The organism is Aeromonas sp. FL131, from assembly GCF_049860615.1.
GTDB classification, from domain to species: Bacteria; Pseudomonadota; Gammaproteobacteria; order Enterobacterales; family Aeromonadaceae; genus Aeromonas; species Aeromonas hydrophila.
The window spans coordinates 140,607-157,559 of the sequence record NZ_CP187596.1; the positions used below are offsets into that span (position 1 = coordinate 140,607).

17 protein-coding genes and 1 pseudogene are annotated in these 16,953 nt (G+C 56.0%); 2 read left to right on the top strand and 16 right to left on the bottom strand.

Annotated features, from left to right (window positions below; all coding sequences use genetic code 11):
* Positions 1-117: 117 nt before the first annotated feature.
* From ACPW75_RS25075 to ACPW75_RS25115, 9 genes and pseudogenes are all read right to left on the bottom strand, one after another.
* A complete protein-coding gene (locus ACPW75_RS25075) occupies positions 118-822 on the bottom strand; it encodes an IS6-like element IS26 family transposase (RefSeq protein WP_001067855.1) in 705 nt (234 codons plus the stop codon).
* 64 nt (positions 823-886) lie between these two features.
* Positions 887-2,137 (bottom strand): annotated as a pseudogene (locus tag ACPW75_RS25080) (transposase); the annotation flags it as partial.
* 74 nt (positions 2,138-2,211) lie between these two features.
* Positions 2,212-2,880: an EAL domain-containing protein gene (locus tag ACPW75_RS25085; protein ID WP_001300294.1), complete on the bottom strand. Its 669-nt coding sequence runs from the start codon at positions 2,878-2,880 to the stop codon at positions 2,212-2,214.
* A 35-nt stretch (positions 2,881-2,915) separates the two neighbouring features.
* Positions 2,916-3,152 carry a broad-spectrum mercury transporter MerE gene (gene merE, locus ACPW75_RS25090; RefSeq protein WP_000993386.1) on the bottom strand — a complete coding sequence of 79 codons (237 nt, stop codon included), beginning with the start codon at positions 3,150-3,152 and terminating at the stop codon, positions 2,916-2,918.
* Positions 3,149-3,511 (bottom strand): mercury resistance co-regulator MerD, encoded by a 363-nt coding sequence (gene merD, locus ACPW75_RS25095; RefSeq protein WP_001277456.1) that lies wholly within the window; start codon positions 3,509-3,511, stop codon positions 3,149-3,151. The genes merE and merD overlap by 4 nt, the downstream gene beginning before the upstream one ends.
* Before the next feature lie 17 nt (positions 3,512-3,528).
* A complete protein-coding gene (gene merA, locus ACPW75_RS25100; protein WP_000105636.1) occupies positions 3,529-5,223 on the bottom strand; it encodes a mercury(II) reductase in 1,695 nt (564 codons plus the stop codon).
* Between the two features lie 51 nt (positions 5,224-5,274).
* A complete protein-coding gene (merC, locus tag ACPW75_RS25105) occupies positions 5,275-5,697 on the bottom strand; it encodes an organomercurial transporter MerC (RefSeq protein ID WP_001447540.1) in 423 nt (140 codons plus the stop codon).
* Between the two features lie 35 nt (positions 5,698-5,732).
* A complete protein-coding gene (gene merP / locus ACPW75_RS25110) occupies positions 5,733-6,008 on the bottom strand; it encodes a mercury resistance system periplasmic binding protein MerP (protein ID WP_000732292.1) in 276 nt (91 codons plus the stop codon).
* Positions 6,009-6,021: 13 nt separating this feature from the next.
* Entirely contained in the window at positions 6,022-6,372 is a 351-nt protein-coding gene (locus ACPW75_RS25115; RefSeq protein ID WP_001294663.1) for a mercuric transport protein MerT, read from the bottom strand.
* Between the two features lie 71 nt (positions 6,373-6,443).
* Between ACPW75_RS25115 and merR the strand changes: the two genes are divergently transcribed.
* The gene (merR, locus tag ACPW75_RS25120) at positions 6,444-6,878 is read left to right on the top strand and encodes an Hg(II)-responsive transcriptional regulator (protein ID WP_000429836.1); all 435 of its coding nucleotides are present in this window, start codon (positions 6,444-6,446) and stop codon (positions 6,876-6,878) included.
* Positions 6,879-7,157: 279 nt separating this feature from the next.
* On the opposite strand, the gene ACPW75_RS25125 is transcribed toward merR, so the two are convergent.
* Both ACPW75_RS25125 and ACPW75_RS25130 read right to left on the bottom strand, forming a co-directional pair.
* Positions 7,158-8,018, bottom strand: coding sequence for a broad-spectrum class A beta-lactamase TEM-1 (locus tag ACPW75_RS25125; RefSeq protein ID WP_000027057.1), 861 nt, complete (start codon positions 8,016-8,018; stop codon positions 7,158-7,160).
* 182 nt (positions 8,019-8,200) lie between these two features.
* The gene (locus tag ACPW75_RS25130; protein WP_001217881.1) at positions 8,201-8,758 is read right to left on the bottom strand and encodes a recombinase family protein; all 558 of its coding nucleotides are present in this window, start codon (positions 8,756-8,758) and stop codon (positions 8,201-8,203) included.
* 162 nt (positions 8,759-8,920) lie between these two features.
* Between ACPW75_RS25130 and ACPW75_RS25135 the strand changes: the two genes are divergently transcribed.
* Positions 8,921-11,926: a Tn3-like element Tn3 family transposase gene (locus ACPW75_RS25135; RefSeq protein WP_001143760.1), complete on the top strand. Its 3,006-nt coding sequence runs from the start codon at positions 8,921-8,923 to the stop codon at positions 11,924-11,926.
* A gap of 306 nt (positions 11,927-12,232) precedes the next feature.
* Here ACPW75_RS25135 and ACPW75_RS25140 read toward each other — a convergent pair whose 3' ends face one another.
* The 5 genes from ACPW75_RS25140 to traD all read right to left on the bottom strand — a co-directional run bounded on the left by ACPW75_RS25140 (position 12,233) and on the right by traD (position 16,947).
* Positions 12,233-12,472, bottom strand: coding sequence for a hypothetical protein (locus ACPW75_RS25140; RefSeq protein ID WP_160838349.1), 240 nt, complete (start codon positions 12,470-12,472; stop codon positions 12,233-12,235).
* A 715-nt stretch (positions 12,473-13,187) separates the two neighbouring features.
* Positions 13,188-13,757: a restriction endonuclease gene (locus ACPW75_RS25145; RefSeq protein ID WP_210538265.1), complete on the bottom strand. Its 570-nt coding sequence runs from the start codon at positions 13,755-13,757 to the stop codon at positions 13,188-13,190.
* Positions 13,758-13,865: 108 nt separating this feature from the next.
* Positions 13,866-14,120 (bottom strand): hypothetical protein, encoded by a 255-nt coding sequence (locus tag ACPW75_RS25150; protein WP_270703502.1) that lies wholly within the window; start codon positions 14,118-14,120, stop codon positions 13,866-13,868.
* An 11-nt stretch (positions 14,121-14,131) separates the two neighbouring features.
* Positions 14,132-14,803, bottom strand: a complete 672-nt coding sequence (locus ACPW75_RS25155) for a DUF4400 domain-containing protein (RefSeq protein ID WP_210538264.1) — start codon at positions 14,801-14,803, stop codon at positions 14,132-14,134.
* Positions 14,803-16,947: a type IV conjugative transfer system coupling protein TraD gene (gene traD / locus ACPW75_RS25160; protein ID WP_210538263.1), complete on the bottom strand. Its 2,145-nt coding sequence runs from the start codon at positions 16,945-16,947 to the stop codon at positions 14,803-14,805. Before traD ends, ACPW75_RS25155 begins: the two co-directional genes overlap by 1 nt.
* Positions 16,948-16,953: the final 6 nt, after the last annotated feature.

A 16,953-nucleotide genomic window follows, 5' to 3' on the forward strand; every position in this document is an offset into this window, starting at 1 on the left:
CACTCCTGAGGGCTTGACGGGTTTAGCCACCTAAATGTAACAGTCACGTCGGTTATATTCAATCCGGCACTGTTGCAAAGTTAGCGATGAGGCAGCCTTTTGTCTTATTCAAAGGCCTTACATTTCAAAAACTCTGCTTACCAGGCGCATTTCGCCCAGGGGATCACCATAATAAAATGCTGAGGCCTGGCCTTTGCGTAGTGCACGCATCACCTCAATACCTTTGATGGTGGCGTAAGCCGTCTTCATGGATTTAAATCCCAGCGTGGCGCCGATTATCCGTTTCAGTTTGCCATGATCGCATTCAATCACGTTGTTCCGGTACTTAATCTGTCGGTGTTCAACGTCAGACGGGCACCGGCCTTCGCGTTTGAGCAGAGCAAGCGCGCGACCATAGGCGGGCGCTTTATCCGTGTTGATGAATCGCGGGATCTGCCACTTCTTCACGTTGTTGAGGATTTTACCCAGAAACCGGTATGCAGCTTTGCTGTTACGACGGGAGGAGAGATAAAAATCGACAGTGCGGCCCCGGCTGTCGACGGCCCGGTACAGATACGCCCAGCGGCCATTGACCTTCACGTAGGTTTCATCCATGTGCCACGGGCAAAGATCGGAAGGGTTACGCCAGTACCAGCGCAGCCGTTTTTCCATTTCAGGCGCATAACGCTGAACCCAGCGGTAAATCGTGGAGTGATCGACATTCACTCCGCGTTCAGCCAGCATCTCCTGCAGCTCACGGTAACTGATGCCGTATTTGCAGTACCAGCGTACGGCCCACAGAATGATGTCACGCTGAAAATGCCGGCCTTTGAATGGGTTCATGTGCAGCTCCATCAGCAAAAGGGGATGATAAGTTTATCACCACCGACTATTTGCAACAGTGCCCATCGGCGTAGTAGTGGATGTGGTCGATGACAAAGCCGGTGCGGGTCAGCGTGCGCCGGAGGATCGGCAGAAAATCGACCAGGAACGAAGTAGCGCGTGTGACGACGGCCGGTACGCCGACACGCGCCACGGCCTCGGCCCAGCGCGCGGCCGGCGGTTGGAGCAGGCCGTTGTGCACCGAACCGTGGTAGGTGCCGACCGCCAATGTGAGCCAGCGCTCTAGCTCGCGCAGCGTCAGGGCGGCCTTGTTTTCGGAATCGTAGTCGCCGCGCTGGTCAGGGTTGGAGAAGGTCGTTCCCGGCAGTTCGTCGTGAATCATCTGCATCGCCGTGCCGATGATCCGTTCCACGATGCCGCCATAGTGCGGCTGTCCCAGCGGGCGATAGTCCAGCCGGATGCCATGCTGCTCGCAACCCCGGCGCAGGGCCTCGCTCTTGAACTCGGCCGCGTTGTCTAGGTAGAGCAGCAAGGGCTTGCCGCTCATCTGCCAATCCATTTCCACGTTCAGTCCTTCCAGCCAAGGGCGCTTGTCGCAGGCGACATGCACGAGGCACAGGCCAACCGAAACGGCAGACGGCGCTTCCAGCGTGACGACCATGCCGAGCACGCAGCGGGTGAACACGTCGATGGCGAGGGTCAGGTACGGGCGGCCAATAGGTTGCCGGTCGCGGTCATCGACCACGATCAGGTCGATGACCGTATGGTCTATCTGCACCTGCTCCAGCGGCGCGGTCACGGCAGGAGGCTCGCCGCCCACACCTTGTAGGTCACGAGCGGCATCCTGGCCTTCCCGCCGGCGGATGACCTTGCGCGGGTCAAGGCTAGCGATCCGTAAGGCCACGGTATTGCGCGCCGGCACTCGCAGTTTTTGAGCCTTGCACACCTGAGTGACTTCGCGGTGAAAGGCCGCTAGGCTGCGCTTCTGCTTGGTCAGGAACCGCTTTTGCAGTAGCTCGTGGATGACGCGCTCGACCGGTTCCGGCAAGCGCCCCTTACCTTTACCTCCACCGGACTGGCCGGGCACCAGATCCGTCACGAGGCCGCTGCCTTGCCGGGCACGCCGGATCAGAACGTATACCTGGCGCCGAGACAAGCCCAGCGCCTGAGCCGCCATATCGGCCGCTTCGTGCCCGACCGTCTCCGACTGCGCCAACGGACTGATGATCTCCGCACGACGGCGCGCACGCTCCCAAGCCTCATCAGGCAGAGTGGCCACGCCTTGTTCTGGAATCCGTGGGGTGTCCGTCGCCATGCTCACCTCGCTTTGGTGCACACGAGTATTGAGCATAGTCGAGATTGGTGCAGATCACTTCTGATATTGAACTGTCAGGAGCTGGCTGCACAACAGCCATTACGCCCAATCAACTGGTGCAGTCGTCTTCTGAAAATGACATCCATGCCCAGCCCGTGCGCGAGCTGGATCACCGCCCGCACGATAGTTTGGTCACGGGCATCATCCGGGAGCCTGGCGACAAAGGATTGGTCGATTTTCAATGTGGTGATGGGGCAGCATTTCAGATGTTGCAGGCAGGAATAGCCGGTGCCGAAGTCGTCGGCGGCGAAGCGCACGCCGATGGCGCGCAAGGCGTCGAAACTGGCGAACAGGGCTGGATTGCCGAATGCGACCGATTCGGTCAGTTCGATCTCCAGAAGCTCGGCGGGCAGGGCCATATCGGCCAGCACCCGCTTTACCTCGTCGTCGAACGTTGGCCCAACCTGGCTGGCGGACACATTGATGGCAAGACGGAACGGTTGCCATGCCGGTCCTTGCCACTTGTGCATCTGGCGACAGGCCTCGCCCAGCACCCACGCGCCTATTTCCGGCATCAGGCCGAACGACTCGGCCAGCGGCAGGAACTGGCCGGGCGGCAACAGGCCAAGCCTCGGATGCCGCCAGCGCATCAACGCTTCCGCGCCAGCGATCCGGTGATCGCGCAGATCGACCAGCGGCTGGTAATGCAGGTCAAGCTGTCCGCGCGCCGCCGCCTGCGCCAACTCGGCCGCCGTCCATCCGGCGGGCTGCGAACTCGTCATGATCCGCCCCGGAAGGCGCGCAGCAGCCGCGTTACGGCCAGAACGAACAAGCCGGTCAGCGCGAGCGCGGCAACACCCCAATGCTCGCCAAGGAAGGCACCGGCGGTCGTCCCGGCCAGCACGGCGGCGAGAATCGGCAGATGGCAGGGGCAGGTCAACACGGCCAGCGCACCCCACAGGTAGCCGGAAACGGGTTGGCGCGTCTCGGGCGGCAGTTTGTCAGGGGCGTTCACGGCAATGCCTCCTCGTGCGCCCGCTCGGCTGGCATGGAGGCCAGTTGCGCGTCCAGATGGGCCAACGCCGCGCGCCGCCGCTCGACCAACTGGCGCAGCACGGCAAGCTGCGCTGCGGCTTGTGCGCCGTCCGCTGCGTCGAGCGCACGGCACAGCCGCGCCAGGGCATCCAGGCCGATACCCGCCTCGAAGGCCGCGCGCACGAAGCACAGCCGTTGCAAGGCCGCATCGTCGAACACGCCGTAGCCGCCCGTGGTGCAGGCCACCGGCCGTAACAAGCCGCGCACCAGGTAGTCGCGCACGATATGTACGCTCACCCCAGCGTTATGGGCCAGTTGCGATACCGTGTAGGCGCTCATCGCACACCTCCTTGTCCTCACCCGGCGCAGCAGGAAAGCTGCTTCACATCCTTGTTGAAGGTCTGCGCCGCGAGCTTCAACCCTTCGACCATCGTCAGGTAGGGGAACAACTGGTCGGCCAGTTCCTGCACCGTCATCCGGTTGCGAATCGCCAGTGCGGCCGTCTGGATCAGTTCGCCCGCTTCCGGGGCCACTGCCTGCACGCCGATCAGTCGTCCGCTGCCTTCTTCAACCACCAGTTTGATGAAGCCGCGCGTGTCGAAGTTGGCGAGCGCGCGCGGCACGTTGTCCAGCGTTAGCGTGCGACTATCAGTTTTGATGCCGTCATGGTGCGCTTCCGCCTCGCTGTAGCCTACGGTCGCCACTTGCGGGTCGGTGAACACCACGGCCGGCATCGCGGTCAGGTTCAGGGCCGCGTCACCGCCGGTCATGTTGATCGCGGCGCGAGTGCCGGCCGCTGCCGCCACATAGACGAACTGCGGCTGGTCGGTGCAGTCGCCTGCGGCGTAGATGTGTTCCACGCTTGTACGCATGCCGGGGTCGATGACGATAGCGCCTTGCGGGGTGAGCGTGACGCCCGTCGCATCCAGTGCCAGCTTGCGTGTGTTGGGCGCGCGGCCGGTGGCGACCAGCAGCTTGTCGGCGCGCAGTTCGCCGTGCGCCGTGGTGAGCACGAATTCGCCGTCCCCTTCACCATTGATATACGCGACCTGGCTGGCCTGGGTGTGTTCCCTCACCTCGATGCCCTCCATGCGGAATGCGGCCGTGACGGCTTCGCCTATAGCTGGGTCTTCGCGGAAGAACAGCGTGCTGCGAGCCAGGATCGTCACCTTCGCTCCGAGTCGGGCGAACGCCTGCGCCAGCTCCAGCGCCACCACTGATGAGCCAATCACGGCCAGGCGCTTAGGAATCGTCTCGCTGACCAGCGCTTCAGTGGAAGTCCAGTACGGAGTGTCTTTCAGGCCGGGAATCGGCGGCACGGCCGGGCTCGCGCCGGTGGCGATCAGGCAGCGGTCGAATGCCACCACGCGCTCGCCGCCGTCGTTGAGTTGCACGATCAGGTTGCGATTGTCCTTAAAGCGGGCGGAGCCGTGCAGCACAGTGATCGCCGGATTGCCCTCCAAGATGCCTTCGTACTTGGCGTGGCGCAGTTCATCGACGCGGGCCTGCTGCTGGGCCAGCAGCGCCGTGCGCTGGATGGTCGGCGTGGTAGCGGCGATGCCGCCATCGAACGGGCTTTCCCGGCGCAGATGGGCGATATGGGCGGCGCGGATCATGATCTTGGACGGCACACAACCGACATTGACGCAGGTGCCGCCGATGGTGCCGCGCTCGATCAGCGTGACACGTGCGCCTTGCTCGACGGCCTTCAGCGCCGCTGCCATCGCGGCCCCGCCGCTGCCGATGACGGCGATATGCAATGCGCCGCTGCTACCCGTCTTGTCGTTTCTGCCCAGCAGATCGCGCATCTTGTCGAGCAATCCGCCCGGCGTCGAAACTGAGGGGGCATCGGCCAGCGTGGCCCGATAACCGAGTCCAGCTACAGCGGCCGTCAGCGCGTCGGGTGACGTGCCGACCTCAATGGCGAGCTTGGCGCTGCCCTTGGCGTAGGAGACATCCGCTGATTGCACGCCGGGCACTTTCTCCAGGGCGTCCTTGACATGCACTGCGCACGAGTCGCAAGTCATGCCGGTGATTTTGAGAGTGCTCATACCATCGTTCCTTATTCGTGTGGGCCGCCGTGTCGCACGGTCAGCCGTCTTTCACAAGCGCTTGGCGGGGAGTTCGCAGCCGTCCAGTCCGCAACGGCGATGCGCCGGCGACACGAAGTCCCAGATCGACACCCCAATCATCAAGGCCAGGCCGACGTACATCAGGTTCGCCGTCCACCAGTTGCCGAGCAGCCAGACCGTGGCCGCAAACACGATGGCCGGGCCGATCATGCCGAGCAGACTGCGCAGCCATTGCCGATGACTGAACCAACCCAGCGCGTTCGCCAGGAAGGCCAGCGCGGCAAACAGCGGCAGCAGGCGGCTGATGAACAGTCCCTCGTACTGGCTCAAGAAGCCCAGCCCGATGGCCGCGCCGAAGCTGGCGAGGGCTGGAAAGCAGGCGGCGCAGCCCATCGCGGAAACGACGCTGCCGAGCGCGCCGGTTTTATCGGCAATGCGTGTCATCAGTCCCATGAAGCGGCTCTCGCTGTTGTCGTTGGCTTGCTGGCTCACTGCTTGACGCTGGACGGATAGCCGGCGTCTGCGGTGGCCTTGGTCAGCTTCTGTACGCTGGCCTTGGTGTCGTCAAAAGTGACGACGGCCTCGCGCTTCTCGAAGCCCACATCGACCTTGCTCACGCCTTCGACCTTGGAGAGCGCTTTCTTGACTGTGATCGGGCAGGCGGCGCAAGTCATGCCGGGAACCGCTAGCGTGACGGTCTGGGTAGCGGCCCACACCGGGGCAACAGCGGCGGCGAGGGCAAGGGAGGCAAACAGTTTCTTCATGATGAACTCCTGGTTAATAGAAAAATGGAACGACATAGGGAAATCCAAGCGCGACCAGGACCAGCACGGCCACGATCCAGAAAATCAGCTTGTAGGTGGCGCGCACCTGCGGAATCGCGCAGACCTCACCTGGCTTGCATGCCTGCACGGGCCGGTAAATCCGCTTCCAGGCGAAGAACAGCGCCACTAGCGCCGCGCCGATGAACAACGGTCGATAGGGTTCCAGCACCGTCAGGTTGCCGATCCAAGCACCGGAGAAGCCCAGGGCGACCAGTACTAGCGGCCCCAGGCAGCAGGTCGATGCAAGAATGGCGGCCAGCCCGCCGGCGAAGAGCGCACCGCGCCCGTTTTGTGGTTCAGACATACGTTGGCCCTTTTGAATTTGGATTGGATAGCGTAACCTTACTTCCGTACTCATGTACGGAGTCAAGCGATATGGAAAATAATTTGGAAAACCTGACCATTGGCGTTTTTGCCAAGGCGGCCGGGGTCAACGTGGAGACAATCCGCTTCTATCAGCGCAAGGGCCTGTTGCGGGAACCGGACAAGCCTTACGGCAGCATCCGCCGCTATGGGGAGGCGGACGTGGTTCGGGTGAAATTCGTGAAATCGGCACAGCGGCTGGGGTTCAGTCTGGACGAGATTGCCGAGCTGTTGCGGCTCGACGATGGCACCCACTGCGAGGAGGCCAGCAGCCTGGCCGAACACAAGCTCAAGGACGTGCGCGAGAAGATGGCCGACTTGGCGCGCATGGAAACCGTGCTGTCTGAACTCGTGTGCGCCTGCCATGCACGAAAGGGGAATGTTTCCTGCCCGTTGATCGCGTCACTACAGGGCGAAGCAGGCCTGGCAAGGTCAGCTATGCCTTAGCGTGCTTTATTCCGTTTTCTGAGGTGCCCCCTAATAGTGTTCTTCCATTTCGGTAAAAATCCCTACCATGGATTCCCACTCGTCCGGGGGGTAATGACTCCAACTTATTGATAGTGTTTTATGTTCAGATAAGGGGTCTGACGCTCAGTGGAACGAAAACTCACGTTAAGGGATTTTGGTCATGAGATTATCAAAAAGGATCTTCACCTAGATCCTTTTAAATTAAAAATGAAGTTTTAAATCAATCTAAAGTATATATGAGTAAACTTGGTCTGACAGTTACCAATGCTTAATCAGTGAGGCACCTATCTCAGCGATCTGTCTATTTCGTTCATCCATAGTTGCCTGACTCCCCGTCGTGTAGATAACTACGATACGGGAGGGCTTACCATCTGGCCCCAGTGCTGCAATGATACCGCGAGACCCACGCTCACCGGCTCCAGATTTATCAGCAATAAACCAGCCAGCCGGAAGGGCCGAGCGCAGAAGTGGTCCTGCAACTTTATCCGCCTCCATCCAGTCTATTAATTGTTGCCGGGAAGCTAGAGTAAGTAGTTCGCCAGTTAATAGTTTGCGCAACGTTGTTGCCATTGCTGCAGGCATCGTGGTGTCACGCTCGTCGTTTGGTATGGCTTCATTCAGCTCCGGTTCCCAACGATCAAGGCGAGTTACATGATCCCCCATGTTGTGCAAAAAAGCGGTTAGCTCCTTCGGTCCTCCGATCGTTGTCAGAAGTAAGTTGGCAGCAGTGTTATCACTCATGGTTATGGCAGCACTGCATAATTCTCTTACTGTCATGCCATCCGTAAGATGCTTTTCTGTGACTGGTGAGTACTCAACCAAGTCATTCTGAGAATAGTGTATGCGGCGACCGAGTTGCTCTTGCCCGGCGTCAACACGGGATAATACCGCACCACATAGCAGAACTTTAAAAGTGCTCATCATTGGAAAACGTTCTTCGGGGCGAAAACTCTCAAGGATCTTACCGCTGTTGAGATCCAGTTCGATGTAACCCACTCGTGCACCCAACTGATCTTCAGCATCTTTTACTTTCACCAGCGTTTCTGGGTGAGCAAAAACAGGAAGGCAAAATGCCGCAAAAAAGGGAATAAGGGCGACACGGAAATGTTGAATACTCATACTCTTCCTTTTTCAATATTATTGAAGCATTTATCAGGGTTATTGTCTCATGAGCGGATACATATTTGAATGTATTTAGAAAAATAAACAAATAGGGGTTCCGCGCACATTTCCCCGAAAAGTGCCACCTGACGTCTAAGAAACCATTATTATCATGACATTAACCTATAAAAATAGGCGTATCACGAGGCCCTTTCGTCTTCAAGAATTTTATAAACCGTGGAGCGGGCAATACTGAGCTGATGAGCAATTTCCGTTGCACCAGTGCCCTTCTGATGAAGCGTCAGCACGACGTTCCTGTCCACGGTACGCCTGCGGCCAAATTTGATTCCTTTCAGCTTTGCTTCCTGTCGGCCCTCATTCGTGCGCTCTAGGATCCTCCGGCGTTCAGCTTGTGCCACAGCCGACAGGATGGTGACCACCATTTGCCCCATATCACCGTCGGTACTGATCCCGTCGTCAATAAACCGAACCGCGACACCCTGAGCATCAAACTCTTTTATCAGTTGGATCATGTCGGCGGTGTCGCGGCCAAGACGGTCGAGCTTCTTCACCAGAATGACATCACCTTCCTCCACCTTCATCCTCAGCAAATCCAGCCCTTCCCGATCTGTTGAACTGCCGGATGCCTTGTCGGTAAAGATGCGGTTAGCTTTTACCCCTGCATCTTTGAGCGCTCTGATCTGAATATCGAGGGACTGCTGGCTGGTTGAGACCCGCGCATAACCAAAAATTCGCATAAAATGTACCTTAAATCGAATATCAGACACGATGTGTCTATTATGCCAAAATGACGATTTAATGGACACTCAAACGAAGCCGTTTTACTATGTCTGATAATTTATAACATTTCGGACGGTTGCAAAAATGTTACTAAATGCCCGTAAGGCAGGGAGGCCTATATGCCCGTTGACTTTCTGACCACTGAGCAGACTGAAAGCTATGGCAGATTCACCGGTGAACCGGATGAGCTTCAGCTGGCACGATATTTTCACCTTGATGAAGCAGACAAGGAATTTATCGGAAAAAGCAGAGGTGATCACAACCGTCTGGGCATTGCCCTGCAAATTGGATGTGTCCGTTTTCTGGGCACCTTCCTCACCGATATGAATCATATTCCTTCCGGCGTCCGGCATTTTACCGCCAGACAGCTCGGGATTCGTGATATCACCGTTCTTGCAGAATACGGTCAGAGGGAAAATACCCGCCGTGAGCATGCAGCGCTGATACGTCAGCACTATCAGTATCGTGAATTTGCCTGGCCCTGGACATTTCGCCTTACCCGTCTTTTATATACCCGGAGCTGGATAAGCAACGAACGTCCTGGCCTGCTTTTCGATCTGGCGACAGGGTGGCTTATGCAACATCGTATTATTCTCCCCGGAGCCACTACGCTGACCCGGTTGATTTCAGAGGTAAGGGAAAAGGCGACGTTGCGCCTGTGGAACAAACTGGCACTGATACCGTCAGCCGAACAGCGTTCACAGCTGGAGATGCTGCTGGGGCCAACTGATTGCAGCCGCCTGTCTTTACTGGAATCACTGAAAAAGGGCCCTGTGACCATCAGTGGTCCGGCGTTTAATGAAGCAATTGAACGCTGGAAAACTCTGAACGATTTTGGCCTGCATGCTGAAAACCTGAGTACACTCCCGGCTGTGCGCCTGAAAAATCTCGCACGTTATGCTGGTATGACTTCGGTGTTCAATATTGCCAGGATGTCACCGCAGAAAAGGATGGCGGTTCTGGTTGCCTTTGTCCTTGCATGGGAAACGCTGGCGCTGGATGATGCATTGGACGTTCTGGACGCCATGCTGGCCGTTATCATCCGTGACGCCAGAAAGATTGGGCAGAAAAAACGGCTCCGCTCGCTGAAGGATCTGGATAAATCTGCATTGGCGCTCGCCAGCGCATGTTCGTACCTGCTGAAAGAAGAAACACCGGACGAATCGATTCGTGCTGAGGTGTTCAGCTACATCCCAAGGCAAAAGCTGGCTGAAATCATCACGCTTGTCCGTGAAATTGCCCGGCCCTCAGACGATAATTTTCATGAAGAAATGGTGGAGCAGTACGGGCGCGTTCGTCGTTTCCTGCCCCATCTGCTGAATACCGTTAAATTTTCATCCGCACCTGCCGGGGTTACCACTCTGAATGCCTGTGACTACCTCAGCCGGGAGTTCAGCTCACGGCGGCAGTTTTTTGACGACGCACCAACGGAAATTATCAGTCGGTCATGGAAACGGCTGGTGATTAACAAGGAAAAACATATCACCCGCAGGGGATACACGCTCTGCTTTCTCAGTAAACTGCAGGATAGTCTGAGGCGGAGGGATGTCTACGTTACCGGCAGTAACCGGTGGGGAGATCCTCGTGCAAGATTACTACAGGGTGCTGACTGGCAGGCAAACCGGATTAAGGTTTATCGTTCTTTGGGGCACCCGACAGACCCGCAGGAAGCAATAAAATCTCTGGGTCATCAGCTTGATAGTCGTTACAGACAGGTTGCTGCACGTCTTTGCGAAAATGAGGCTGTCGAACTCGATGTTTCTGGCCCGAAGCCCCGGTTGACAATTTCTCCCCTCGCCAGTCTTGATGAGCCGGACAGTCTGAAACGACTGAGCAAAATGATCAGTGATCTACTCCCTCCGGTGGATTTAACGGAGTTGCTGCTCGAAATTAACGCCCATACCGGATTTGCTGATGAGTTTTTCCATGCTAGTGAAGCCAGTGCCAGAGTTGATGATCTGCCCGTCAGCATCAGCGCCGTGCTGATGGCTGAAGCCTGCAATATCGGTCTGGAACCACTGATCAGATCAAATGTTCCTGCACTGACCCGACACCGGCTGAACTGGACAAAAGCGAACTATCTGCGGGCTGAAACTATCACCAGCGCTAATGCCAGACTGGTTGATTTTCAGGCAACGCTGCCACTGGCACAGATATGGGGTGGAGGAGAAGTGGCATCTGCAGATGGAATGCGCTTTGTTACGCCAGTCAGAACAATCAATGCCGGACCGAACCGCAAATACTTTGGTAATAACAGAGGGATCACCTGGTACAACTTTGTGTCCGATCAGTATTCCGGCTTTCATGGCATCGTTATACCGGGGACGCTGAGGGACTCTATCTTTGTGCTGGAAGGTCTTCTGGAACAGGAGACCGGGCTGAATCCAACCGAAATTATGACCGATACAGCAGGTGCCAGCGAACTTGTCTTTGGCCTTTTCTGGCTGCTGGGATACCAGTTTTCTCCACGCCTGGCTGATGCCGGTGCTTCGGTTTTCTGGCGAATGGACCATGATGCCGACTATGGCGTGCTGAATGATATTGCCAGAGGGCAATCAGATCCCCGAAAAATAGTCCTTCAGTGGGACGAAATGATCCGGACCGCTGGCTCCCTGAAGCTGGGCAAAGTACAGGTTTCAGTGCTGGTCCGTTCATTGCTGAAAAGTGAACGTCCTTCCGGACTGACTCAGGCAATCATTGAAGTGGGGCGCATCAACAAAACGCTGTATCTGCTTAATTATATTGATGATGAAGATTACCGCCGGCGCATTCTGACCCAGCTTAATCGGGGAGAAAGTCGCCATGCCGTTGCCAGAGCCATCTGTCACGGTCAAAAAGGTGAGATAAGAAAACGATATACCGACGGTCAGGAAGATCAACTGGGCACACTGGGGCTGGTCACTAACGCCGTCGTGTTATGGAACACTATTTATATGCAGGCAGCCCTGGATCATCTCCGGGCGCAGGGTGAAACACTGAATGATGAAGATATCGCACGCCTCTCCCCGCTTTGCCACGGACATATCAATATGCTCGGCCATTATTCCTTCACGCTGGCAGAACTGGTGACCAAAGGACATCTGAGACCATTAAAAGAGGCGTCAGAGGCAGAAAACGTTGCTTAACGTGAGTTTTCGTTCCACTGAGCGTCAGACCCCTTATCCGTTTCAGCAGTCATGATATTCCCCTCATTAAATCAGCCCGAGGCGCTCGAGCTCTGCACGGAGGTCAGGGGCAAGGCCGTCAGGCTTAAAAGTCCTCCACCCCCCGCCAGAAATTTCGTGAACTTGCCGCTGAGTCCCTGTTTGAGTTATCCAGATTTGTCCATGTTCCTTAGCGGCATTAATTGCTGCATCACGGGTTCGGTGGCTTTTTATATCACGGTCTTTGCCTGCTCGCAGGCTGTAAAACGGAGCGTTCTTTGTGGCCATTCAGATACCACCTTCTTCAACTACCGGGCGCTTTGTCGGATCTAGCCAAGCCAGAGCTTCATTCTTGCATTCTTCGCGAGACGCGCTGTACCCGGCCTGCACCATGACCCGTCCATACTCAGCTGCCAGGTATTCATAAGCATCGGCCATGTCAGTCAGGGTCTGGGCTGCGTCGACATTTCCGGAATGGTACAGACCCTTTGCTTGCATTCGTACTTTGGGAATTCCTTTGATGCTCATGATGTTCTCTCTTTGGTCGGATAGATAATATTTCGATTAGTTGAATGTACCATATTGCTGAATGACGCAACTCCTGGTGCGCTCCCGGCTTGGTTAATCTAGGAATGACAGGTCGCAATCACGAATGAGGATCTGCTGTCGTGATCATGTCGGGGGGGGAGTAAGGATAGTTGGGGGGGCCACTAATGGGTGGCCATCCTAAAGTCTCGGTGGCGCGAGCCCCTACGATGGGGGCTTTGCGCTGCGCTGGGACACGCCAGAGCACGCAGCTCCGATGTCAACAATTAATAGCGAGCGGCGAATTCCTGGCCCTTTCTATGTCGGTAAATTTCCCGGGCCCGCTTATTGATTTCTCCGTTGTGTGACAAGCTCGCCAAGATCCCAACCGCAGCTATTAGCCACGGAATTGACCAGAGAGAAAAGTATCCAACGAAATCTTCATGTTGCCAAACATCATCCAAGCCACAGGCAAGACGAACTATGGCCGCAGCCATACAGATAGAGATGGTAATGACCCACCCGGGAATCACATCTACATGCGCTTTCGCGATGTCTTTACTCGTTGGTCCATGTCTCATGATCTCCGACCTCTTCTAGGCTGATTTCGATGGGATGAACCTACCATGATGCTGGACAACGCAACCCCAAGAGGTCTAGCAAGAAGGGGGGGCTGGTGGACCATCCCTGGCTCTCTCAGTTGATGGATCACCGGCAGTTATGTGAGAAACTCGATGAGTTGTGGGCCGCTGATGATAGTGACAGGGGATCCCTTGACCGCGTGCCAAGCTGATTTCGGCGTTCGTCCAGTGTGAATGAACAGGCCTTTACATTCCTGCTGCCGGCATTGCTCAGCAAATGCTCTCACATGGTCTGTGCTGATGAATTTTTGGTAGCGTTTTGCCTGGATTAGTACCAGTTCACCGCTTATGACCGCCTTTCCATCAACCCCCCCATCTCGGGAATAGCTTTTGTTTCGGATGATCATCATTCCCTTCAGTTCCAATGCGCTCAGAATGAGCTCCTCAAATGTGTATGGGTCGATCTTGCGGAGGTAGGCTATCTGGGCCTGCCACGTCGATAATCCCCGAATTTTTGCCAGTACAGAACCCGATTGCTCTATCCGTACCTCATGTCTTCCTTTTTTACCCCTTGGCCTGCGGGTTGGGTTTACAAATGCGAGCATGACGAGCAGTACAAGTAGAACCAGAATCGGCCAGGCCTGCAGGTGTAGAAGAAGAGAGGAAAGCGGCTCAGTGAATGAGGGTAGGGAAGGAAGAACAATCATGGTAACACCATTGGTGGGTGGTTGACGAAAGGCAGGCCCCCCCCCTATCAAGCACCGTATGTGAGAAGAAGGCGGGGCATTTTGCCCCGCAGTGAGTTTCGGATCGCGCTATTCGCCGGCGTCCAGGATTTGGTAGGTACCGATGGCGGCCAACTCTTGCTCTAGTTGCTCTAGCCGCAGAAGGGCATCCGAGTCGTTCCCTGCATGCTGATGATCAAGGCACGTAGATATTCGGTCCCAGACAAACAACAACTCTTTCATGCTGAGGGATGATTCGTGGCTATCAGCAAGCAACTCCAATGCTTGCGATGTCTCCAGACTGCTCACCCTGGATAGGATGGCTACGACCTGGGATCTGGTCATGGGTACCTCCATTACAGATGCTTTTTGAAGAACCTTACAGCCAACCAGAGGGATACAGAGGACAGCACTGCACTCGGTACCAATATCCAGTTGGGGTGGATTGTGAATGGAATGGCCAAGTACAGCCCCCACCCACACCACATGCACGGTAAAATCATACGCTTGGCGTAGTGGTGCCTTAACCCAGACTCCCGGGCACCTCCGTATTTGCGTAGATCCCTGAGCATCAACCCATCAAAGAAGGCCACAAACATGAATAGCCCATACAGTGGCAACGTAAACAGCAAGATCACCGCACGGATTAGGCAGACGATTGTGATGTAGATGGCCGCGAGCAGGTACTGTTCGAAAACAGCAATCGAAGCAGACCAAGAGGTGAGCCATCGGTACCTCGCGGGGTCTAAAACATCGGGGCCCATAGGGGAACCGGTTACGGCCTGTGTGATGTAATGGATAGCCTCAGTCGGTGTCCAACCAAACAGCGCTGCATTAACGAAGTCTTCATTCAGATATCCCGCCTCATCGATCACCATTTTGAGGGCGTGCTGGGCTCCTTGCTCAGGCCAGAACCATATCATGCCGCACCATTCAATAATGACGCCGGTGACGGTGGCCCCTACCACCATTCCGATGGAGATGATGACAAACGAGAGGATATCGATCCGTTCATTCGGTGTGGCCATCAGGCAACCCTCGCAGCCAGTTCATCGGGGAGGCCAGCTGCAGTCTGACCAAACGGGTTATTGGCCGCGGTTGGCCTGTCTATGCTCTTCCAGGATCTCAAGTTGTTATACCAGCTATCCGAGGTCTGATAGTTCGATTCCATCAATGCACAGATCTCTTCCACGTCTTTCGGGATCGGTATGTTGTCTTTCTTGTCATCCATCAGCGGGAAACGCAGCTTGTAGAGCTTGGCGCCATCGAGTAGAGCGAAGGCCTGCCCCTTGGGCAGGCGAATAATGTCGGAGGGTTGTAGTAGTGGAACCTGGCGTGTAGCGATGGTGTCCGAGTTGTTCGACTCGAAGTGAATGGTACTGGTCACGTCGGAGTTATCACGTGCAGAGCTCAATGCGCCCAACTCGCTGATCGTGACCTCTGGCAACTGGTTGGTGAGAAGCTCAGCTGTTTCTATTGTCTTGACACGCAGCATGATGATCGCATTGAAGTTTGACAGCATTTGCTGGGCTTTGGCAGCATCGCCTAGTTTGGCCTCTAGGTCGAACACTGACTGGGTGTAGGCTGTAAACCTCACGCCAGAGCCACCGGACTTGTTGAGAATCGGGATAGCGAAGTCTGTCGCCAATTCATTGAATTCATCGCAGTGGAGGTAAACCTTCGGCAACACGCCATTTTTTGCGTCCACAAGCCCCTTCTCCATCCCGTATTTATACAGATAGCCACAGGTAGAGAGCAGGTCGGACAGCATGGAACCGCCAATGGCTTCAGCTACGGTCTTATCTGTCATGGCATCCAAACCGATATAGACCACTGCCTTTTGCCGCATGATGGTCATCCAGTCGATGATGGGTCGAGAGTCTTTAGCGTCGTATGTTGGGGCCACCAGCTCAACCAGCCGGCCAGATGTGACCTTCTCTACGAACGGCAGCAAGGATGCAGTCAGCTTGTCAAAGTAGGTCTTGTCGTACTGAATTGCGGATAGCAGGGCCAGCAGCACAGGATCAAAGATACGTTTCCCCTTTATGTAGGCTTCCAGGGCTGCTGTTCGCTTGGTCCGGCTTTGCATGTGCCGGGGTGGAGCCTTCATGTTCAACTCAATAGTGCTCACATCCTCACGCCAGCGAGCAATCCGGTGCTTCTCGAAGTAATACTCGCTGTAGTCGTTGAATAGCGGCTCCATGTCAGCAATATCGCCTTGGATCTGCACATAACTCGGCCGACTACCCATTGCAACCCTGGCTTGTGCAACGATGTTTACGAATCGCCAAGAGAACTCCGCAAATGCAGCACTGTTTCCCTCACTGGCTAGTTGGCTGGTGGCTCGGGTGGCCACTTCTGAAATCCTGGCGAATGAGCCCACGGCGTTATAGCGGCAGCTGATGTCGGGGAACCCTAAGTGGAAGATGTAGAACGGGCGGTTATGCCTCTTGGCTTCCGTATAGAGGCGCTTAAGGATGCCTGCGTCAGATTTGGGGTCCATGAAGACCGTGCAGCCGTCGCCGCGGGCAATATCTGATGCGACATATATCTCGGCGGCTCGGGTTTTCCCTACACGCGTTGTACCAATCACGATTTTGTGAGCAACCCGTTCTCCAAGGTCTTCGTAGACATCCCTTTCATGAGGCTCAACTGCATGCATGATCGGCGATCCCCCAACGGGGGGGAGGGGGCGGACAGGGTTCCATGGACTGTCTTTGCGAAGCGCTTTGGCGATCGACTCTGCCAACAGCCCTTTCCCCTCCAAGGTAATTTCTGCCCGGCGGGCCAGCTTACTTAGATTGCTGGGCTCCAGGTACTTCATCGCCTTGATGGATTGCGCCTCAATCATCCGTTGTGTGTGAATGGGCTTCCACTCAAAACCGCGGCCGATCCAGTTGAGACGTTGCGAACATGGAACGTCCTGGGGCTTCATCTCGTAGTAACTGAGGCGCGTAAGGTTGCGATGATACTTGCTGACGGTCCATCCGTCGTGAAACCTGCTGAGGGCCCCGGCCGCCAATATGCTGCCACAGGCATAGCTGACCGATGGCGTCATCATGAGAGTGTGAGGCGCCCACATGCACAGTGCTGCTCCCCCGGACATGATCGCAGAGCTATAGAGCTCAACAGGCGGGCGTAGCAGGGATTCGATTTCAAATTTGGCAGTCATGGATGC